At 56.6% G+C, this 15,952-nt stretch carries 13 protein-coding genes and 3 pseudogenes; 5 read left to right on the forward strand and 11 right to left on the reverse strand.

The genetic code is table 11. The annotated features are described in order from the left end of the window. The first annotated feature begins 376 nt into the window (after positions 1-376). The 3 genes from A3AS_RS0120030 to A3AS_RS0120040 all read left to right on the forward strand — a co-directional run bounded on the left by A3AS_RS0120030 (position 377) and on the right by A3AS_RS0120040 (position 2,825). A complete protein-coding gene (locus tag A3AS_RS0120030; protein WP_018319349.1) occupies positions 377-736 on the forward strand; it encodes a Dabb family protein in 360 nt (119 codons plus the stop codon). Between the two features lie 113 nt (positions 737-849). Continuing rightward, complete coding sequence (gene pabB, locus A3AS_RS0120035; protein WP_018319350.1) at positions 850-2,244, forward strand: aminodeoxychorismate synthase component I; 1,395 nt, start codon at positions 850-852, stop codon at positions 2,242-2,244. Continuing rightward, positions 2,241-2,825, forward strand: a complete 585-nt coding sequence (locus tag A3AS_RS0120040) for an aminodeoxychorismate/anthranilate synthase component II (protein ID WP_018319351.1) — start codon at positions 2,241-2,243, stop codon at positions 2,823-2,825. Before pabB ends, A3AS_RS0120040 begins: the two co-directional genes overlap by 4 nt. 1,072 nt (positions 2,826-3,897) lie before the next feature. Here the strand turns inward: A3AS_RS0120040 and A3AS_RS0120045 are convergent. Beyond that, entirely contained in the window at positions 3,898-4,578 is a 681-nt protein-coding gene (locus A3AS_RS0120045; RefSeq protein WP_026202166.1) for an HAD family hydrolase, read from the reverse strand. Positions 4,579-4,588: 10 nt separating this feature from the next. Then, entirely contained in the window at positions 4,589-6,163 is a 1,575-nt protein-coding gene (locus tag A3AS_RS0120050) for a hypothetical protein (RefSeq protein ID WP_157644327.1), read from the reverse strand. A gap of 1,938 nt (positions 6,164-8,101) precedes the next feature. Between A3AS_RS0120050 and A3AS_RS43620 the strand changes: the two genes are divergently transcribed. After that, positions 8,102-8,488, forward strand: coding sequence for a hypothetical protein (locus A3AS_RS43620; protein WP_018319356.1), 387 nt, complete (start codon positions 8,102-8,104; stop codon positions 8,486-8,488). A 1,583-nt stretch (positions 8,489-10,071) separates the two neighbouring features. On the opposite strand, the gene A3AS_RS0120085 is transcribed toward A3AS_RS43620, so the two are convergent. The 3 genes from A3AS_RS0120085 to A3AS_RS43625 all read right to left on the reverse strand — a co-directional run bounded on the left by A3AS_RS0120085 (position 10,072) and on the right by A3AS_RS43625 (position 11,089). Continuing rightward, entirely contained in the window at positions 10,072-10,401 is a 330-nt protein-coding gene (locus A3AS_RS0120085) for a DNA-binding transcriptional regulator (protein WP_049814935.1), read from the reverse strand. After that, positions 10,401-10,772, reverse strand: a complete 372-nt coding sequence (locus tag A3AS_RS0120090; RefSeq protein WP_018319359.1) for a type II toxin-antitoxin system RelE/ParE family toxin — start codon at positions 10,770-10,772, stop codon at positions 10,401-10,403. The genes A3AS_RS0120085 and A3AS_RS0120090 overlap by 1 nt, the downstream gene beginning before the upstream one ends. Positions 10,773-10,891: 119 nt before the next feature. Further along, positions 10,892-11,089 carry a hypothetical protein gene (locus A3AS_RS43625; protein ID WP_018319360.1) on the reverse strand — a complete coding sequence of 66 codons (198 nt, stop codon included), beginning with the start codon at positions 11,087-11,089 and terminating at the stop codon, positions 10,892-10,894. 124 nt (positions 11,090-11,213) lie between these two features. Here A3AS_RS43625 and A3AS_RS0120100 point away from each other — a divergent pair, with 124 nt between their 5' ends. Further along, positions 11,214-12,047, forward strand: coding sequence for a hypothetical protein (locus tag A3AS_RS0120100; protein WP_157644328.1), 834 nt, complete (start codon positions 11,214-11,216; stop codon positions 12,045-12,047). A gap of 176 nt (positions 12,048-12,223) precedes the next feature. On the opposite strand, the pseudogene A3AS_RS0120105 reads toward A3AS_RS0120100, so the two are convergent. From A3AS_RS0120105 to A3AS_RS0120125, 6 genes and pseudogenes are all read right to left on the reverse strand, one after another. Then, positions 12,224-12,424, reverse strand: a pseudogene (locus tag A3AS_RS0120105) (cold-shock protein). A 128-nt stretch (positions 12,425-12,552) separates the two neighbouring features. Further along, positions 12,553-13,233: pseudogene (locus A3AS_RS45295) on the reverse strand (nucleotidyl transferase AbiEii/AbiGii toxin family protein); the annotation flags it as partial. Beyond that, positions 13,223-13,816 (reverse strand): DUF6088 family protein, encoded by a 594-nt coding sequence (locus A3AS_RS45300; RefSeq protein ID WP_084674866.1) that lies wholly within the window; start codon positions 13,814-13,816, stop codon positions 13,223-13,225. The gene A3AS_RS45300 and the pseudogene A3AS_RS45295, both read right to left, overlap by 11 nt. A gap of 654 nt (positions 13,817-14,470) precedes the next feature. After that, positions 14,471-14,764 (reverse strand): hypothetical protein, encoded by a 294-nt coding sequence (locus A3AS_RS47430; protein WP_157644329.1) that lies wholly within the window; start codon positions 14,762-14,764, stop codon positions 14,471-14,473. Positions 14,765-14,915: 151 nt separating this feature from the next. Beyond that, positions 14,916-15,692, reverse strand: a complete 777-nt coding sequence (locus A3AS_RS43630; RefSeq protein ID WP_049814932.1) for an ABC transporter substrate-binding protein — start codon at positions 15,690-15,692, stop codon at positions 14,916-14,918. Further along, positions 15,679-15,951: pseudogene (locus A3AS_RS0120125) on the reverse strand (ABC transporter permease subunit); the annotation flags it as partial. The pseudogene A3AS_RS0120125 and the gene A3AS_RS43630, both read right to left, overlap by 14 nt. Position 15,952 lies beyond the last annotated feature (1 nt).

Genomic DNA, 15,952 nt, shown 5'->3' on the forward strand with positions numbered 1-15,952 from the left:
CCGTACGTTTCGGACCCCAGCTCTACGATTGGTGACTGATGTTCAATTGGTATGAGGCCGCTGAGATAGTGCTGAAAAGTTTTCTCCGGAGAACATTGATCGACGGTATCACCCACAACGGAGTATTGCCCGTTCTCGCGTTTTGCGCGCGGGCATTCATCGAGCCGCCGAGTCAGAATAACGCCACATTTCAGATCATTTGGGTACCGACCAACTCACACATCTTGCTCAATTGGAAATTCTGCGAGCCTCTGCTGCAAGGCCGAGCGTCGCCCGAGCGCCCCTTCTTCTGCCATCAACGCCGTTCCAGCATTGCGTCGAGCCTCATCCCGAGGTAAGAACGCGGCCAAGTTGCGGCGTCACGTTTGCGGCCACCATGATCCGTCACATCGTCTTCTTCACAGCCAGAGATGAGGCCGGTATCGACCAAATCGTCGAAGGTCTATCGGTTCTGACCTCAATCCCATATGCACGCCGGCTCGAGATTGCGCGCAACCGCAAGAGTGATCAGCTCGGCAATGACATCGACGTCGTGGTGTATGGAGAGTTTGATAGCGAGACGGATCTCGCTGCGTACAAAACGCACAATTTGTATCAAGAAGCGATCCGATGCGTACGGCCACTCCGGGAGTTGCGCTTTGCCGCTGACTATGAGCTGTCAACAGACGTGCATTTCGCTGGAACGGCAGGGCTAACGCAAGTCGCTCGGCGCAGCGGACCAGCTGGCCGTGAGTAGCTTGATGACCAGCCGCAAAGTCTCGTACGCATCGGACGGAAATAGCCCTCGTTCGGAAAGGCATCATGCGGCGCGGGCCTCACAACCTGCCAATCGTCGGTAACACATAGCCTATGCACATCCGCGAGTTGCAGTGGATTGAGCCTGTCAAGGCGCTGCGATGCTTTGCGCATCGGCCGCAGCTTACCTTTCTCGATAGCGCGGCAGGGCATGAGCTGCTTGGGCGCCACTCATATCTGGCCTGCGAGCCGTTCAGCACCTATTTGGTCGCCGATGGACAGGCAAGTTGGAATGGAGAGGCACTTTCAGGCGATCCATGGGAGGTCCTCCGCGGCCTTCTTGCGAGATACAAAGAAGCGCATCGCCCCGATCTCCCCCCATTCCAGGGCGGCGCAGCCGGCTTCCTTGGTTACGATCTGAACCGAACACTGGAGCGGCTGCCGCCGCCGTCAATTCTCGGCCTCCGACTACCTCAATCAATCCTGCATTTTTACGATGTGGTGGTCAGCTTCGATCACAAGGACCACAGGTGCTGGATCGTCTCGACCGGATGGCCCGAGCAGGACCCCAGTCGACGGGCCGATCGCGCGCGTCGTCGGGCCGACGAGTTTGCAGCACTGCTTGCCAGGCCAGAGTCGCCGAGGATCATAATCCCCAGCACGACGGGCGCTTGGCATTCGAACTATAGCCGTGAACGCTTCATCGCAGCGGTCCAGCGCGTCCTCGGTTTGATCCTGGCTGGAGATATATTCCAGGCGAACATCGCGCAACGCTTCAGTGCCAGGGTTTCGCCCCTGTTCGATCCGCTCACCTTTTATTGCCAGCTCCGGTTATTGAACCCGGCACCGTTTGCAGCTCTCTTGCGCTACGATAAGCTGACGGTCGCATCGAGTTCTCCTGAGCGATTTCTGAAACTTGACGGACGGCAGGTCGAAACGCGCCCGATCAAGGGCACGATCGCGCGTTCCGCCGATTCCGCGAAAGATGGGCGCCGTGCCGAACTCCTTCTTGCGTCCGAGAAGGATCGCGCCGAGAACATTATGATCGTCGACCTGCTGCGCAACGATCTGTCACGCGTTTGTACCGACAATTCGGTCGAGGTTACCGCACTGTGCAACCTGGAATCCTATGCGTCGGTGCACCATCTCGTCTCGATTGTCAGGGGCGCACTTGCTGCGGACAAAGACGCCGTCGGTCTGCTTCGCGCCTGCTTTCCGGGCGGCTCCGTTACCGGCGTTCCGAAGGTGCGAGCAATGGAGATCATTGCGGACATCGAGGGAGTGGCGCGAGAGGTCTATTGCGGGGCGATCGGTTTCCTTGGATTCAATGGACAGATGGACACGAACATTGCGATCCGCACCGTGATGATCGACGACGACCTAGCTGTATTTCATGCAGGGGGTGGAATAACGGCGATGTCGGATCCTGAAACCGAGTATGAGGAAACCCTTGCCAAGGCACAGCGGCTCTTCCACGCCTTTGGTGCCGATCCCTCTGGTGCGCTTTGATTTTCATCGTCGACAATTACGATTCCTTCGTGTTCAATATTGCGCGCTATTTCCGCGAGCTCGGTGAAGAGACGCAAGTCGTCCGGAATGACGCGATCAGCTTCACCGATCTCGTCGCGCTCCAGGCGCGTGCAATCGTGATCTCTCCCGGGCCGTGCACGCCAATGGAGGCCGGCATATCCACTGCCGTTGTCCGCGAACTCTCGGGTCGCGTTCCAATTCTTGGCATCTGTCTTGGGCACCAGTGTATTGGCAGCGTTTTCGGCGGTCGCGTGGCGCGCGCGCGTTGTCCCATGCACGGCCGAGCCTCACACATAACGCATGACGGCCGAGGGTTGTTCAAGGAACTCCCGTCTCCACTTCCTGTTGGACGCTATCATTCTCTGGCGGTCGAACTCGAGGAGTCAGACGCGCAGCATCTCGTGGTTACAGCCCGTTCAATTGAAGGTGAGATTATGGCTTTGTCACATCGGCATCATCCAACCTATGGCGTGCAATTCCACCCCGAGTCAGTACTTACTCAACAAGGGCACGTTTTGCTTATGAATTTCTTGCGATTGGCGACCAGTTTCGAAGCGTGAGATCGGAGACGTCGTCAAATGGCGAGCTGCGTATTCGTGAATCGCGCCGCAGAGGTCGGACAAGATGTAACCAGAAAGCGGAATAGCTCAGTTGTTACGCTACGTACGCAACTTTCTCTTTTGGTGCAGCCTCAATTGAATTACCTGGAGCCGCGTCAGCCTCTTCGCATCACGCCCATTTGGTACATGTTCTGGCTTCTTAGCGAAAACGTTTATTCGAGATCCATCAAGAGATTGGCGGCCTAGGCGGTACTCGCGGTACCGCTGCCCTAACGGGCGTTTCCTCCGCGAAGACCGACCTGTGGCTCGCACCCTGGAAACCCACCGCCAGCGATGTCGCAGAACGACTCATTTAGGACGGGGAGTGCGAACCTTCTTCAAGGTCGGCCACCATATTGCTTCGTCAATCTGCCGCGAGAGTTGTTGATACCCTCCTTTATCAACACCTGCAGCGCATCGTTGCGAGACAGCTTTAGCCGCGCCTTCGCGACCTTTCTTCAGAGCTGTCAGAAGTTCCAAATTCACGGTCAAATGCCCCCTCTCTCTATAGCCTGAGGTCAACTGAACGTATAAGAAACCTTGGAATTGCCAAGTGGGCAATCCATTGCAGTGATCGCAACAGATCGCGCACCTTCTCACCCTATCACCTTCAGATGATTGCCGAACCGAGCTCACTCAGCCAAGGTCGCTGTCTGTTTGCAGGATTTTCAAGGAGCCTTTCTTGAATGGCCGGAACTCGCGGTCGTGAGCGTCAAGTCTATCCGTACAATCGCGCCTTCTGAGCTGAGTGATTGCAGAAGTACGAGCTTGTGCAGTAAATAATCACGCGTTCGGCAGGTGGAGCGAGCAATCCATCTTATCCTAAAGCCCATCGCCTCTGTCACCCGGCGGCGGCTCCGCAGGACAGATCTTTCAGGACAGTCCGACTCAACGACCCCGCCGATTCTCGTCACCTTCACTCTGGTAAGCCGAGCTGCTGAGACCACAGGCCTGTCCCATGCGCCCACTCCGAGAAGGCCTACCCCCTCTCGCCGCCGGCTTAAGTGCGGTGTCTCGCGTTCGCACATAGCATCTATCCATTTAGAAAAAAGCCGTGCGTTTGAACGATTGGTAACAGCTCGTGATAGTTGTGGATGATGTGGTCCGGCTTCGCAGCTCGCAAGCGCGACTCGGAAACAAATCCACCGGTAATGGATATGCTTATCAGTCCAAGGCTTCGTGCAATATTTGTTTCTACTGGCATATCTCCGATGATGAAGGTTGACTCGGGATTTATATCATTTTGCTCCATATATCGCCGAAGTCTCTCCCCTTTGCTCATCGTTTTATACTGCGTGGCACGGCTTTCAAAGGCCAGGACGCCGTTGAAGTAGCGATCGATTCCGAGCCTTTGCAATTGAGCAACAAGTGGCGCGACTATATGGTTGCTCACTATGATGGATGAAGCCGCTTCTTGGCGCACCAATTCCAGCACTGTGCGCGCACCTATGCGTAACTCCGCTTTATCGGCTAGCGGCTCGTAGGTATCATGGAAGATTGCGCCGCCATCGTGATCTACGGCTGCGACTTCCTCTTCTGACATTCCAATATTTCGGAAAAGAATGGAGAGTGGGACATCGGAATGATCCCGAAAGGTGTCCAGATCGATCGTCGGGCGTCCGAAGCGCTCCAAGATAGTGTTCGTCGTTTGCAGTAGCGCATTGGCATCGTCAAGCAACGTGCCATTCCAATCAAAAACAAAAACTGGCTTCATGCTTCGGGCCTCAGGCAGCGCTATAGTGGTCAGCCACCAAGTTATGCAGGTCTCTATTTGCGCGCGTTTGCCCTGCAGGAGTTGGCATTTCGAACGTAAAGGGTGACAAATCTATTCCCTCGCTCCCTCGCGGCAGCAGCGATGTGAGACGCGGGAAGGGTAAGTAAGTCACAGTTGCCGCATTGATCGAGGCCGCAATTCTTCCCTCGATGGTTTTGAGGACATGCGGCTCGATATCTTTAAATAGTAGGCTTTGCTTCCGCTGTTGAGCGGACAGTCCCTTCCATGTCCGCCAGAAGGCCAGCTCATCGATGGTTTCAATATTCACGCCGTAGTAATTTGGAGCCACGATAGGCGGTGAGCCTATTCCCCAATGGACAGCTTTGACACCCGCCACAAGAAGCATATTCGTTACGGTCCGACTGGTATCGCCCCGAATGAGGGCTTCATCGGCGATAAGTATCGTGCGTTTGTCGACGTCAGTCGAAGCCAGACGGTATTTGTGAGCAATGCGGCGCTTGCGCTCCCTGCTTGGGCCGATGAGAGTTCGTTCAGAGATTTGAGTCTCGATGACTTCACGCCGTTCGGCGCTAACCCCGCATGCTACGAGAGATGAAAATAAGCCGTCAGCGTAGGGCCCTCCGGTATGAGGCATGGACGCGACGATGATCGGGGTGGCGTCCGGCCCTGTGGGAAGCCGACGCGCAATAAGATCACCCAGCGAGAAACCGATACTGTAACGAGTTTCGAAGTGAGATCGGCCCTGGATCGACGTATTCGGACTTCCGAGGTAAAGAGTTTCGTAGGCGCAAAGCTTGGCGGCGCGTTGAGAATCGCTGACACAACGATCGAGGCAATGCCCCTTTTTGCCATCCACATATTTGATGTAGCCGGGGACGATTTGGTCTGACTTGCCCCGAAGTCCGGCAAAGGCGCAATTTTCCGACGCAAAGAGCAAGAATCCATCGTCGGTCTGCATGAACTCCAAAGGACGCAAACCATATCTATTGCGGAACGCAATCAGATTTCCTTCGGTGTCCAGCAAAAGCGCACTAATAGCACCATCAATGCGCTCATCAATCTCACGAAAAACGTTCTCATAGTTGACTGGCAGGCCTTGGCGCCAATAATCCCTTTCACAAATGTGTTCAACTAGCTTGAGCAAGAGTTCGGCATCCGTCCGACCCGCGAAGGTGCGACCTTGGGCAACCAGTTCTGCCCTAATCTCTCGAGCATTTACTAACGCTCCGTCCAACGAAATTGTCAGTTGACGAGAGGTGGCCCTGCGATTGGGAGTTGGTTGATCGTCGCTCTCACCCTCTGTGCAAACTCGACCGCAAACATGAGCGATTGCAACATGGGGAGTGAACTCCAGATCCTGCTCATCCTTGTCGATCGCACGCAGTTCGTGTGATGGCCGAGTCGCGGTTTTGTATCGAACGCCTTTGTTGTGCATGAAGGCGGCGATGCCGACTCCTGCCTGTCCGCGAAGTGAGAGCTTCGGAAGCATGTGCTTGAGCCGATCATAAACAGTCTGATTGGAACTGCTCCAAGGCAATAGAAAAGCGGCAGCGATACCTGACATGCTGGTAACCTTCTTGTAGCGTCCCCGTCCCGAGCCCGTCACAAGGCGGATGTGGTCCGCCGATCCGAGAAGAGATGGACCTGCCCTTAAGCAAGCTTCGTACCAGCACCCAGCGCTCAGCAATTTGACCAGACCATCAAACCCACAGGTGTCGAGATTTCCGCTCTCGCAATCTCTGTGTCCGGACAAATGAGCTGGCGTTTTCGCGACAATCCGTCTGAAGCGCGACGAGCTCGTATGAGAAATAACAAAGCCAACATCGCGCGGCAGCGCATGTGACGACCAACAAGGCATCACTGATTCGCCTAGATGCATGCTTCAGAAGGTCGTCATGAACGCGCAGCTCAGTGCCCGCCACATCTGCCAACCGATCGGCGAGATCAATGTGCGCGTCCTTTCCATAGCCAGCTCTTCTTGATCGCCTCGTCGATCTCGAAGAGGACGTTCGCCTTCATGAGTTCAGTCTCCGGATCCGCAAATCCAAGGTCGGCAAAACATTGCCCAAGCCGGTCATTCCGAGGGCGTCGGGCGGTTCGAAATGGACCTTCAATATCGCCTCGCAGGCAACCAAGCTCAGCTTAAGGCTGCGCGAGATGACTTAGTTGCGGCGCGCGATGTCGTGCTCGCTTTATTTTTGCTTAGCTGTCATCTGCTGGTACGAGGAAAATCGAATCGATCGCAAAGAGCTGTTCGTACTGCGGCTCACGCCAGAGCTCCGCCACGACATCCTATCATATCTGGTCTCTAGGCAGACCGATCCGAAAGCGGTCTACCTCATCCTCGAATCGCTCTTCATACGAACTTCAAGGGCCTAGCGTCGCCAGCGGCCGGGGTTGAGGTGTGATGCTTTAAGCAGCGCAGCACACCTCGCAAGATCTTCGCTACGCAATAGGTTTTCATAAAGCTTTGAATTGCTTGACGGCAGTCTGCCATTTCGCTCGACGAAACGCTCATCGGCGTTAAGTCCCATCCTGTAACGCAGGACAAAACCACTGGACCAAGGTGAAGAACCGCGGCTGAGCCTCTCATGCGTTCGGACACTCCGGGCTGCATTTCATCCCGGCCCTCACCCTAGAGAGTTCTAGCGCGTTATCCGAATATCGCCTGCGTCTTCTGGCAGTGGCCGCTCGTCATCAAAGTCATTGTGCGAGAGCAGCGCTCCCAAACCGAACAGAACCATACCGCCAATCCAAATGAGGATGGCTTTCACATAAACCGAAGTGCCGATCCCAACCGAGCCAGCCCGGCCGAAGAGAGTGCCCGCATTGAAGAGGAGTCCGATCACGCCCCAGAGCAAGACAGCGCAGTTAGAAAGCCCCTTCCGGGACCCTGACGGCTTCGTAGCCGAAACGTCGGCTTCCATTGTTGTCCACGCGTAAAAAGCCCCATCGAATGGTCGCGTCTCGAGTCCTGCCTCTTCGCTCCTTATCGATGAGTGCCGTAACGGTTGCCAGTTCTCGAATTGACATAAGTCCCGCCACGGTGTGATGAGCCGGATCCGCCCAAATAGCTGCCGCCATGACTGGTAGTGTGATGTCCGCCGCCGTAGCTGACGCGCCCTCCATGTCCTCCGCGTGCGTTTGCTTGTCCGATCACGCCGAGCAGCAACAGACCGGCAACTATTGCAATCAACTTCATATTTCGCCCGCCCCTTTCGAATGTGGAAGCGTATCCAAGCGCAGCCGATGCGGGATAACAACCTCTGATACGCGCAAAATATGCAGCTTTACGCCGGGAATGGCTGGAGCGGAGCCGTTTTCCGGCGCGAGTAAGGCGCGCGCCCTCGTCCCCGAAACCTCGACCTCCAAATGGAGCCGGTGACCTCGTCTGAATGCCCAAGCCGATCGAGCAGAAATACCGCAGATGAAGGACCCTCTACGCTGATTATCATCATGGCCGCAATGCTAACGTAGGCCTGCTACTTGCTCGGGGCCAACATTGTCATCGCAGGAAATTTCCACCCAGTCGACTGCTGCAGCCGATCGGGATCTAATCTTCGTAGTGATCGAGCGTCATCGCGAGCTGTCGGCGCATTATGATGCGGCCTTGTCTGTATCGGCGAAGCTCGATAAGGGGCTCGAGTTTGATGCCGCCGACGAAATCAGCAGTCAAAGGAACCATGCTCTCGCGGAGCATGCGAATGTGCTCATCCGTTCAACGCCAACCACGATCGCGGGCGTTATTGCTCTGACCCGTTTCGTCGGCAGCCTACGAGAGTGGGAGCTTCCCGATGATGATGCGTGGTATCGGGTTTTCTTAGAAGGGCTGGCAGACGCGATCGATGGAATCGCCATGGCGCAGCGGCTTGGACGAGACGGCGATTAACATGGCGCTCGCTTTCATCTTCCGCGGCATACTTTTCTGGGGGGCCATTGCTGCGCTTCTCTATTTCGTGTGGAAGTTGCCCTTCTGAAGCCCGACGATTAGGGGCTCGCCCGAGCCAGTGTCGAGGCAATGAGGAGCGGCGGCTTTTCAACCACGGTAATCGCCCGCTCCTCGAACATGGCTGCGATATCAGTTTCGGTTGCCCTGCCCGACGCTGATCCGTCTTGAAATCGTCGACCACGAGCGCCTTGCCAGCGGCGCGGCAGGCGCGGCCTGATGGACTGCTGCAGAGGGGGGCATCCCTTGAGCTAGATCAAGAGAACGGCGCCCAACTGAGGCGGCCTTGAGCAACGCGGGCCGGTGTGCCTAGGAGGCCGGGCCCATAGCCTCAGCAACGGCTGCACTGTCGTTCGGTTATCAGCCCCTTAAGTCCCCAAGAAAACATTCGTTTCTGGAAATGGAGACACTTCCGGACGTTACAGAACAAACGACCGCAGGAGCCGCTTTGGACCAACCCCTGCGGCCGGTGCCGCGACGTTCCGCACGATCGCCACGTCGCCTGCTGGTTAACACGTAGATCTGCCAGCGTGAACTGGCGTGCCCCCGTTACGGCCTCAGCTGGAACTGCTCGAGTCCATCCTCGATCACTCGGAGGTCCTCAAGTAAAGCATCTCGAGAGTCAGTCGGGTCAACGACTGATGTGGGTTGTAGCTTGAGCAACTGGTGCCGAAGGTCTCGCATATTCTCTAAGGATTGCCGGTTCTTCAGAGGTACATAAGCCGAAACGGTCGATTCAATGCTTGTTGCCAATGAGTAGCTTTGCGTCGTAACCCTTGCGCGAGATAACCCGCAATGCGCCCTCACATAGGCCTGGTAACCAATCCGGCCCAAGGCTCTTGGGACGGAGTCGCGGGGACATACACGGGCCTTGTGCTGGGGAGAACGCTCGTCATCAGCCGCCCCCTTCACTGAGCTCGACAAGATTGCCCTGGCAGCCCAAAGGCGGCCTCAGCTGGGGGCATTGGAGCTGGAGTCAATCGGGGTCATCCTCCGAGAAGGGTATCGGGAAACTTGGCAATCGCGGGACTGTTCCTGTCCAAGATTGTGTCTGGACGACGCGCCGGACGTCGTTCCAGTGGGTTCAGGATTCGATGAATCTCGACAGAGGCGAGTATATAGCCCTGCAATAGCGTTGGCTGTATACACCGATGTGTGCCGAGCCGACGCGATGACGGACGTCGCTAGCTGGACCTCCTGGTGAAGGCTGCTCCAAAGACGGCGAGCGTCTTCGGCTTCCTGCATCAGTCTGCTCGTCACGAGACAGCCATCCGATGGCAAACTCATGCCTGCGAACTTAGCTAAATCAAGTTGAGCTCTCGCTTTTTCCTGCTGCTGGTAGAGGTCGCTTATAGTCGTGAACGACTTCATTCGCTGAAGCTCAAGCGACCAGCGATTTTGCTGTTCGATCTGTCGACGGACATGCTGATCGATACTCATCTGGTCTCTGCCTAGCGCAGCCTCCCATGACGACGTAGATCACATTTGCAATGCCGGTTCGGGTCAAAACAGGTCATCATTGTAGATCACGCCGCCTTTCTAGCACTCCGCTTTTTCGCAGCGGCGCTACGCTGAAGAAGATTTAGAACGGCCTGGGGATCACGCTGAATGATCATAAGGTAAGCTCGCAGACCGTCTAACGGCCGCGAACGGCCTTGCTCCCAATCTCGAATTTGATTGATTGTAAATCCGAACTCGGCAGCAAAGTCGTCCTGAGACAGGTTAAGTTTCTTCCTAATATCGCGAACTTTGATCTCGGCCGGAACATAAAGCTTCGTAGGCTTCGCACGTCCGCGAGCGATCTCCAGCGCCTCATTGAGGCCAGCTGCGATCTTGTCAAAAGCCTTCTTGCTCATCATGCTACTCCCGCTTTCTTGGCCAACTTCTCAACTTTGTTTTTGTACTCGGTCGCGATCGCCTTTGTTAGGGTCTTCAACGCGGCCTTTTCTGCGGCGGTCAGATTTGACTTCTCACCTTTTCCGAAAACTGTAAGAAGGAATACCGGCATACTCTCACCCGAGTAGAAGGTGACCGTGCGAAATCCGCCGCTCTTGCCTTTCCCTCTGCCAGCCCATCTGACCTTGCGACATCCCCCCGTCCCTGAGATTTCGTCACCGGCTGTAGGGTTCTCCATCAGGAACCAGACAAGTTCTTCCACCTCCCCCGGAGACATGCCGGCATCATCTGCGGCAGCATCGAAGGCCTTCGTTTGGGCGACAGTATGCATGGCATGTTACTACGTAATTAACGTACCATGCATAACTACGTAACTCACGTAGTCATGTCAAGTTCCTCTGACAATAGGTCGCGCAATCGGTGATCCCGTGCAGGTGGTCTGCACGCACATCAGGCCCTTTTCAGCCCGATTTCGACCAGCCGGCGGACGGCGGTTGCCAACTTTGGTTTGTCCGGCTGGTCTTTGGCCCACGCCCGAACCTCAGCCTGCAATTCGTTCGGCATTCGGACACCGACCAGCGGCGCAGCTCCGCCGGTGGCCGGCCTGCCGCGCCTGATTTTAAGATTATCTTTTATTAACTTCGCCATGAATAAAAGATTATCTTAAAAACAAGCCGAGGGGAAGTCTGAACCTTTTCCTCGGCTCTACCCGATCTGAGAGAGGCTCTCATGACCCGGGCCACCAGCATACCTACCACGCGCCGGGGGCACGGTGATCGACAGTGCTCCGATCGATGAGCTGGTCGCCAACTCAACCATCGGTATTGTGCAAACTTTGGCGGCCGCCCGATCGCGATGGCGGCGGTACAAGATACTAATCACGATGCTGTCCGCACTCTTTGCCGTTGGCGCTCTGATGGTCGCCGGCTCAGCTTCCGGCGTCCCCCCGGTCGCGGCCTTTGTCCTGACGGCCGGCGTGGTTCTGATCGTCGGATCGCTCGCAATCCATGGCCGCCAATCCAGCACCGTGTCGCTCGAGTACGAACTGTCAGCGGAGTATTCGTCGCGGTTTGAAACCCTCGCTTCGGCCTTTCACGATTTGGCCAGTTGCGGCGGCATCTGGAACGTCCCTCTTGAGATGCAGGAAGCGGATTGGAAGCGCAATGCTGGTGCCTCGAAGCTGATACGACGGCACCCGATCTCCTTGGGCAGAGACAAGCCGCACCTGGTCAAAAGCAACATCGATTTCCTGAAGCTGCCACTTGGAAAAGAGACCTTCTACCTGACGCCTGACGCCATCCTCGTCACTGCCGGCAGGACGATTGCCGCCTTCGCCTACCAGGATGTACAGTTCGCTTTCCGAAATGCTCGGTTCATCGAGGAAGAGACTCCACCTCAAGACGCCATCGTGGTCGACCAGACCTGGCGCTATGTGAATCGCAAGGGTGGTCCGGACCGGCGTTTCAACAACAATCGGCAGCTACCGATTTGTCTTTACGGTGAGATCGATATGCGCTCCGCAGCCGGCGTGAACGAGCGCATCCAATGTTCGCGCGGAGATGTCGCAGAGAGATTTGTCGCAACTCTCGCGGCAATGTCGGCCTGACGGCGCGACTGGCCGCGTAGGTTTAACTATCCAGTCGGTCACAATGGTGTGGACAAGGAAGCGGCCTCAGCGGCACCGGAGGATTATGCTGACGCCGTATCGATGCTTCTCGGACAAGCCGGAAGCCGATTCAGAACACCGATGAACCTGGCTTGTGTTCCTCGGGGCTGACGTCTTCAGCCAATGCGGAGATCCTCTGCGCTCATCTTACCAGAACGTCCGGCTTTGAGCTCGTAGCTGACCCAGGCGCCTTCCGCGAGGTTGGTGTAGCCGGCCTTCTCGACGGCAATGATGTGCACGAAGACGTCAGCTCCGCCGTCCTCCGGTTGGATGAAGCCATATCCCTTGGTCGCGTTGAATCACTTCGCAGTACCCATTGCCACGGCAATATCTCCAAACTGAACTCACGCGATCTAGCGAAGAGCATCGCCATCATCAAGAGCCTCGCGCAACTCTCATATCTGAGCCAAGCGCCCGCGGCCTCAATCGCTTGCGGCGGGGCCGGTTTCAGTTTGCCTTGGACGCAAAAGACGTGGATCGCCGTGGCCTTTTCCCAGAAAGTGCGCTCTGCCTTCATGGTTTTTGGCTTGGCGGTGGGAAACTCGAGGGTCTTGAGATATTCCGCTGCGTCGCAGACCACATCATGGAGTTCGCTCGGCTCCCCCGTCGATCGTGCTCCGAATTCGAGCATAACGGCGGGACTTACATAGCCACTGCCAGTCTCCAATGGATCGTACCTTACGAAAATCTTGTCGTCCTGGGCCTCAGCGGCTGCCTTGAGTTTGTCTTCCTCCAGCCGCTGCTCGATGACCGGTAATGCTTTCTCCTTCACCCAGACCGGGAGGCGCTCTCGTGCCTGCGCGCTCCACCTCTTGCTCTGACTGCGAGTTTGGGGGACCGGATTATCGTCGCTAGTGTTCACGAGATCCGGAGCTATCGTTCGAATGTCATAGGTGAGATCGACATCTTCCGAAAAACGGCGGATCGCACCGTAAGCCTTTGATAGCGAAGTTCCGCCTTTGAAGACGAGATGTTCGCCTAAAGGCGAGGAAAAGAGCGCGTTCAGGCACCAGACGACCCAGACATCCTTTTCGAGAAGATGTGCCGGACGACCTGAGTTGGACGCAGCAACGCCGAGCGCCTCTTAGCGCTCGGCGTCAGACAGCTTTAGAAATCTATCCGACACGGAGTTCGCTTACCGGCTTGGCAAGCCAAGTCGGAAAGGAAGAAGCAGCAGACTTCAGCTCCTTCACTTCGGTCGGGGTCAATTTCTGACTGACGAACCTCAATGCTCGTTCTGCCGTCTGTGGGCCCACCCAGGCAAGCGCACGCACTACCTCACCTGCACGTCGGTTCGCCAGGGCAAGCTGCCAACGCGGTGCATGCTTGAGCTCAACGACTTGCTTACCAAGGCAGAGCCTGCGGGAAGGACCAGAGGTCAGATAAACCTGACGGACAGGTACTTGCGTCGTCAAACCAAGATGATTGGCCGCCGCCGCGCCGCTGGAAACGATGGTTTCGCCGCTGCGAATCTTGATTTCCTCGACGACTTTCTCGACTGATGGAGCTCTAACTCCGAAACGGCTTTCAACTGGACGCAAATATATCCCTCGTCTCGCGCGCAGAAGTCTTCCTCGCTCGGCAAGACGCGAAAGAGCCTGATCGACGGCAGCACGCTTTCCAAGATGCAAAAGCGCCTTGGCAGCGATCGGTGCGCCTTCGGGCAATTCTTTAGTTGCTTCCAGAATCCGGGTGCTCAGGTGGGTCATGGCTCACGCTCCAGTGTCAGAAACATAGGAGAACTTCTGACAGCCTACAAGGGGATTGATTTATAGAAAATTTTAATGCAAATTCAGGTACTTAGTCAAAATAGGGCCGACTTGGTCCGTTTTTTTTTTTTAGAAGCAAGCCCCCTAAAAGAGATCCCCGCGAGGGTGCCCCCGGGAACTCCTCACTTTCGCGATTTGTCGCTAGCCAGCGAAAACAAATCCCCCATTCACGCCGAATGAAGCTCTGCCGACGTTTCGTTTGCCCGCCAGAGATCTCCAGCTCCCGGGAAAACAGACATCGACACCGGCCCTCAGCGACAATGAAATTGCGCCGTCTGTGTTTGCCCCGGCCACATCCGCCGCCCCGTCGCGACAATACGGCAAGACCAGCGAGTGCACTTACGCACCGTTCCCGGTGTCGGCATCCCATGTTGGCCGCGGGCTTGGAGCTCGACCTCGTTCTCGCCTGGATAGCCGCGATCCAAGGCATAGCTACCGAACCCCGTGTGCTCGATCCGACCGCAGCCTCCAGATCAAGGACATGAACCTAACCCCGCTCCCGTGTGCCCGGCCGCCAAACACGGGCTCAATGATCTTGCGGGCTGGCATGCGGCTCGTCGTCGTCCACAACGAGGCGATGATGAGGATCGATCGCTAGTCGCTCAGTGTTTGAGTGTAGACTGCTACCTCGGGCGCGGCGGCCGCGCGAGATCCGCTTGTCCGGCACCGCAGGAGTGCCGCACGCGTCGTAATCAAAATGCTCAAGCGCATCGAGCGGCGGGCCAGGAAGACCAGCGCACCGAAGTGATCTGGCGAACGTTGCGCGAATGTTTGTAGGAATACCGCAGCCCGGCTTGTAGGAATGGCAAAACCTGATGCGCGCAAGTGTTTGAAATCGTTGGAGCGGGTGAAGCGCTCCGCTCCAAATTTTATCTGGGTGATTCTCATTGCAAGACAATCACTTAAGCAGACATTACGCTCTCGATGTTGGACGTTTTGTTGGACGTTTTATTGTACACTCTTACGATGCGTAGTGGGGATTTGATGGCCCAGTGCAGAGCGCCAACAGCAGCATCGGCGCGCAGCGCCAACTCCCAACTCATGGGAGCGGCGTGAACTTCAGCTGGCTGAGCGGTGCGACCTTGTCGGTACGCGTCATCTTGAACTCGGTGCTCGGACCGAGCCATTTGTCCCAGAGCTGGTTGATCTCCCCAGCCTTGTCCATGGCCAGCAGGGTCTCGTTGACCTTTGCGAGCAGCGCCGGCTCGTCCTTCTTCATGCCGATGCCGATCGGCTGCAGCACCATGGGCTCCTCGATCATCTTCAGCGGCTGCCCCGCCTCCTTGGACCGGCTGACGAGCTTGGTAATGGTCATGGTGTTCGCCACCATTCCGACCGCCTTGTTCTGTTGAACGGCCATGAAGGCCGAACCGGTGTCGACGAAGGTCAGCGGGTCGGATTCGTTCAGCTTGATTGCGAGTTCCGACGTCGATCCTTTGGTCGACGCTAGCCGCTTCCCCTTGAAGTCGGCTTTGGCGGTGCCGGCTTCGCTCGCCTTCACTGCCAGCATTTCCTTGGCGATGTAATAGGGATCGGAAAACTGGATCTGCTCGGCGCGCCCCAGCGTGTAAGCGAGGTTCGCGACCGTGATATCGATGTGACCGAGCTTGACCTCGGGCACACGCGCCTCGACCGAAAGCGGCGTGACCTTGGCGACAACGCCCCAGTGTTGGGCAATCGCCTTGCAGAGGTCGACATCAAAGCCGACCATCTCACGTGCCTTGGCATCCGGCGCCGCGAATGGAGGCACGTCCGCGAAGGTTCCGCAGCGCAGCTCCTTGCGCTGGATGATGTCCGAAAGTTGGCAGCACGAAATAGATCCAGAGGATGATCAGCAGCAGCGGCACGCCGCGGGTGATGTAGACCATGGCCATGACCGGCCAGCGCAGCGCCCGCCACGGCGACAGGCTGGCCAGTGCCATCACGACGCTCAGGGGAAAGGCCAAGGCAATGCCGAGGACGGACAGAATGAGGGTGGCCGCGATACCGCCAAGTGGGCCGTTCGGATACTGGCCGACGAGCAGCAAGAGCCAGTTGTCTCTGACGATCTCGATCATGCTTGGGAGCAGCGACATG

It is taken from the genome of Bradyrhizobium sp. WSM2793, from assembly GCF_000379585.1.
GTDB lineage: Bacteria > Pseudomonadota > Alphaproteobacteria > Rhizobiales > Xanthobacteraceae > Bradyrhizobium.

Excerpts from the sequence above, each read along its gene's own strand:
- pabB (WP_018319350.1), top strand. The coding sequence starts at position 850 with ATGCACATCCGCGAGTTGCAGTGGATTGAGCCTGTCAAGGCGCTGCGA.
- A3AS_RS0120085 (WP_049814935.1), bottom strand. The coding sequence starts at position 10,401 with ATGAGCAAGAAGGCTTTTGACAAGATCGCAGCTGGCCTCAATGAGGCG.
- A3AS_RS0120090 (WP_018319359.1), bottom strand. The coding sequence starts at position 10,772 with ATGCATACTGTCGCCCAAACGAAGGCCTTCGATGCTGCCGCAGATGAT.
- A3AS_RS43625 (WP_018319360.1), bottom strand. The coding sequence starts at position 11,089 with ATGGCGAAGTTAATAAAAGATAATCTTAAAATCAGGCGCGGCAGGCCG.
- A3AS_RS0120050 (WP_157644327.1), bottom strand. The coding sequence starts at position 6,163 with ATGTCAGGTATCGCTGCCGCTTTTCTATTGCCTTGGAGCAGTTCCAAT.
- A3AS_RS47430 (WP_157644329.1), bottom strand. The coding sequence starts at position 14,764 with ATGAGAATCACCCAGATAAAATTTGGAGCGGAGCGCTTCACCCGCTCC.
- A3AS_RS0120030 (WP_018319349.1), top strand. The coding sequence starts at position 377 with ATGATCCGTCACATCGTCTTCTTCACAGCCAGAGATGAGGCCGGTATC.
- A3AS_RS45300 (WP_084674866.1), bottom strand. The coding sequence starts at position 13,816 with ATGACCCACCTGAGCACCCGGATTCTGGAAGCAACTAAAGAATTGCCC.
- A3AS_RS0120045 (WP_026202166.1), bottom strand. The coding sequence starts at position 4,578 with ATGAAGCCAGTTTTTGTTTTTGATTGGAATGGCACGTTGCTTGACGAT.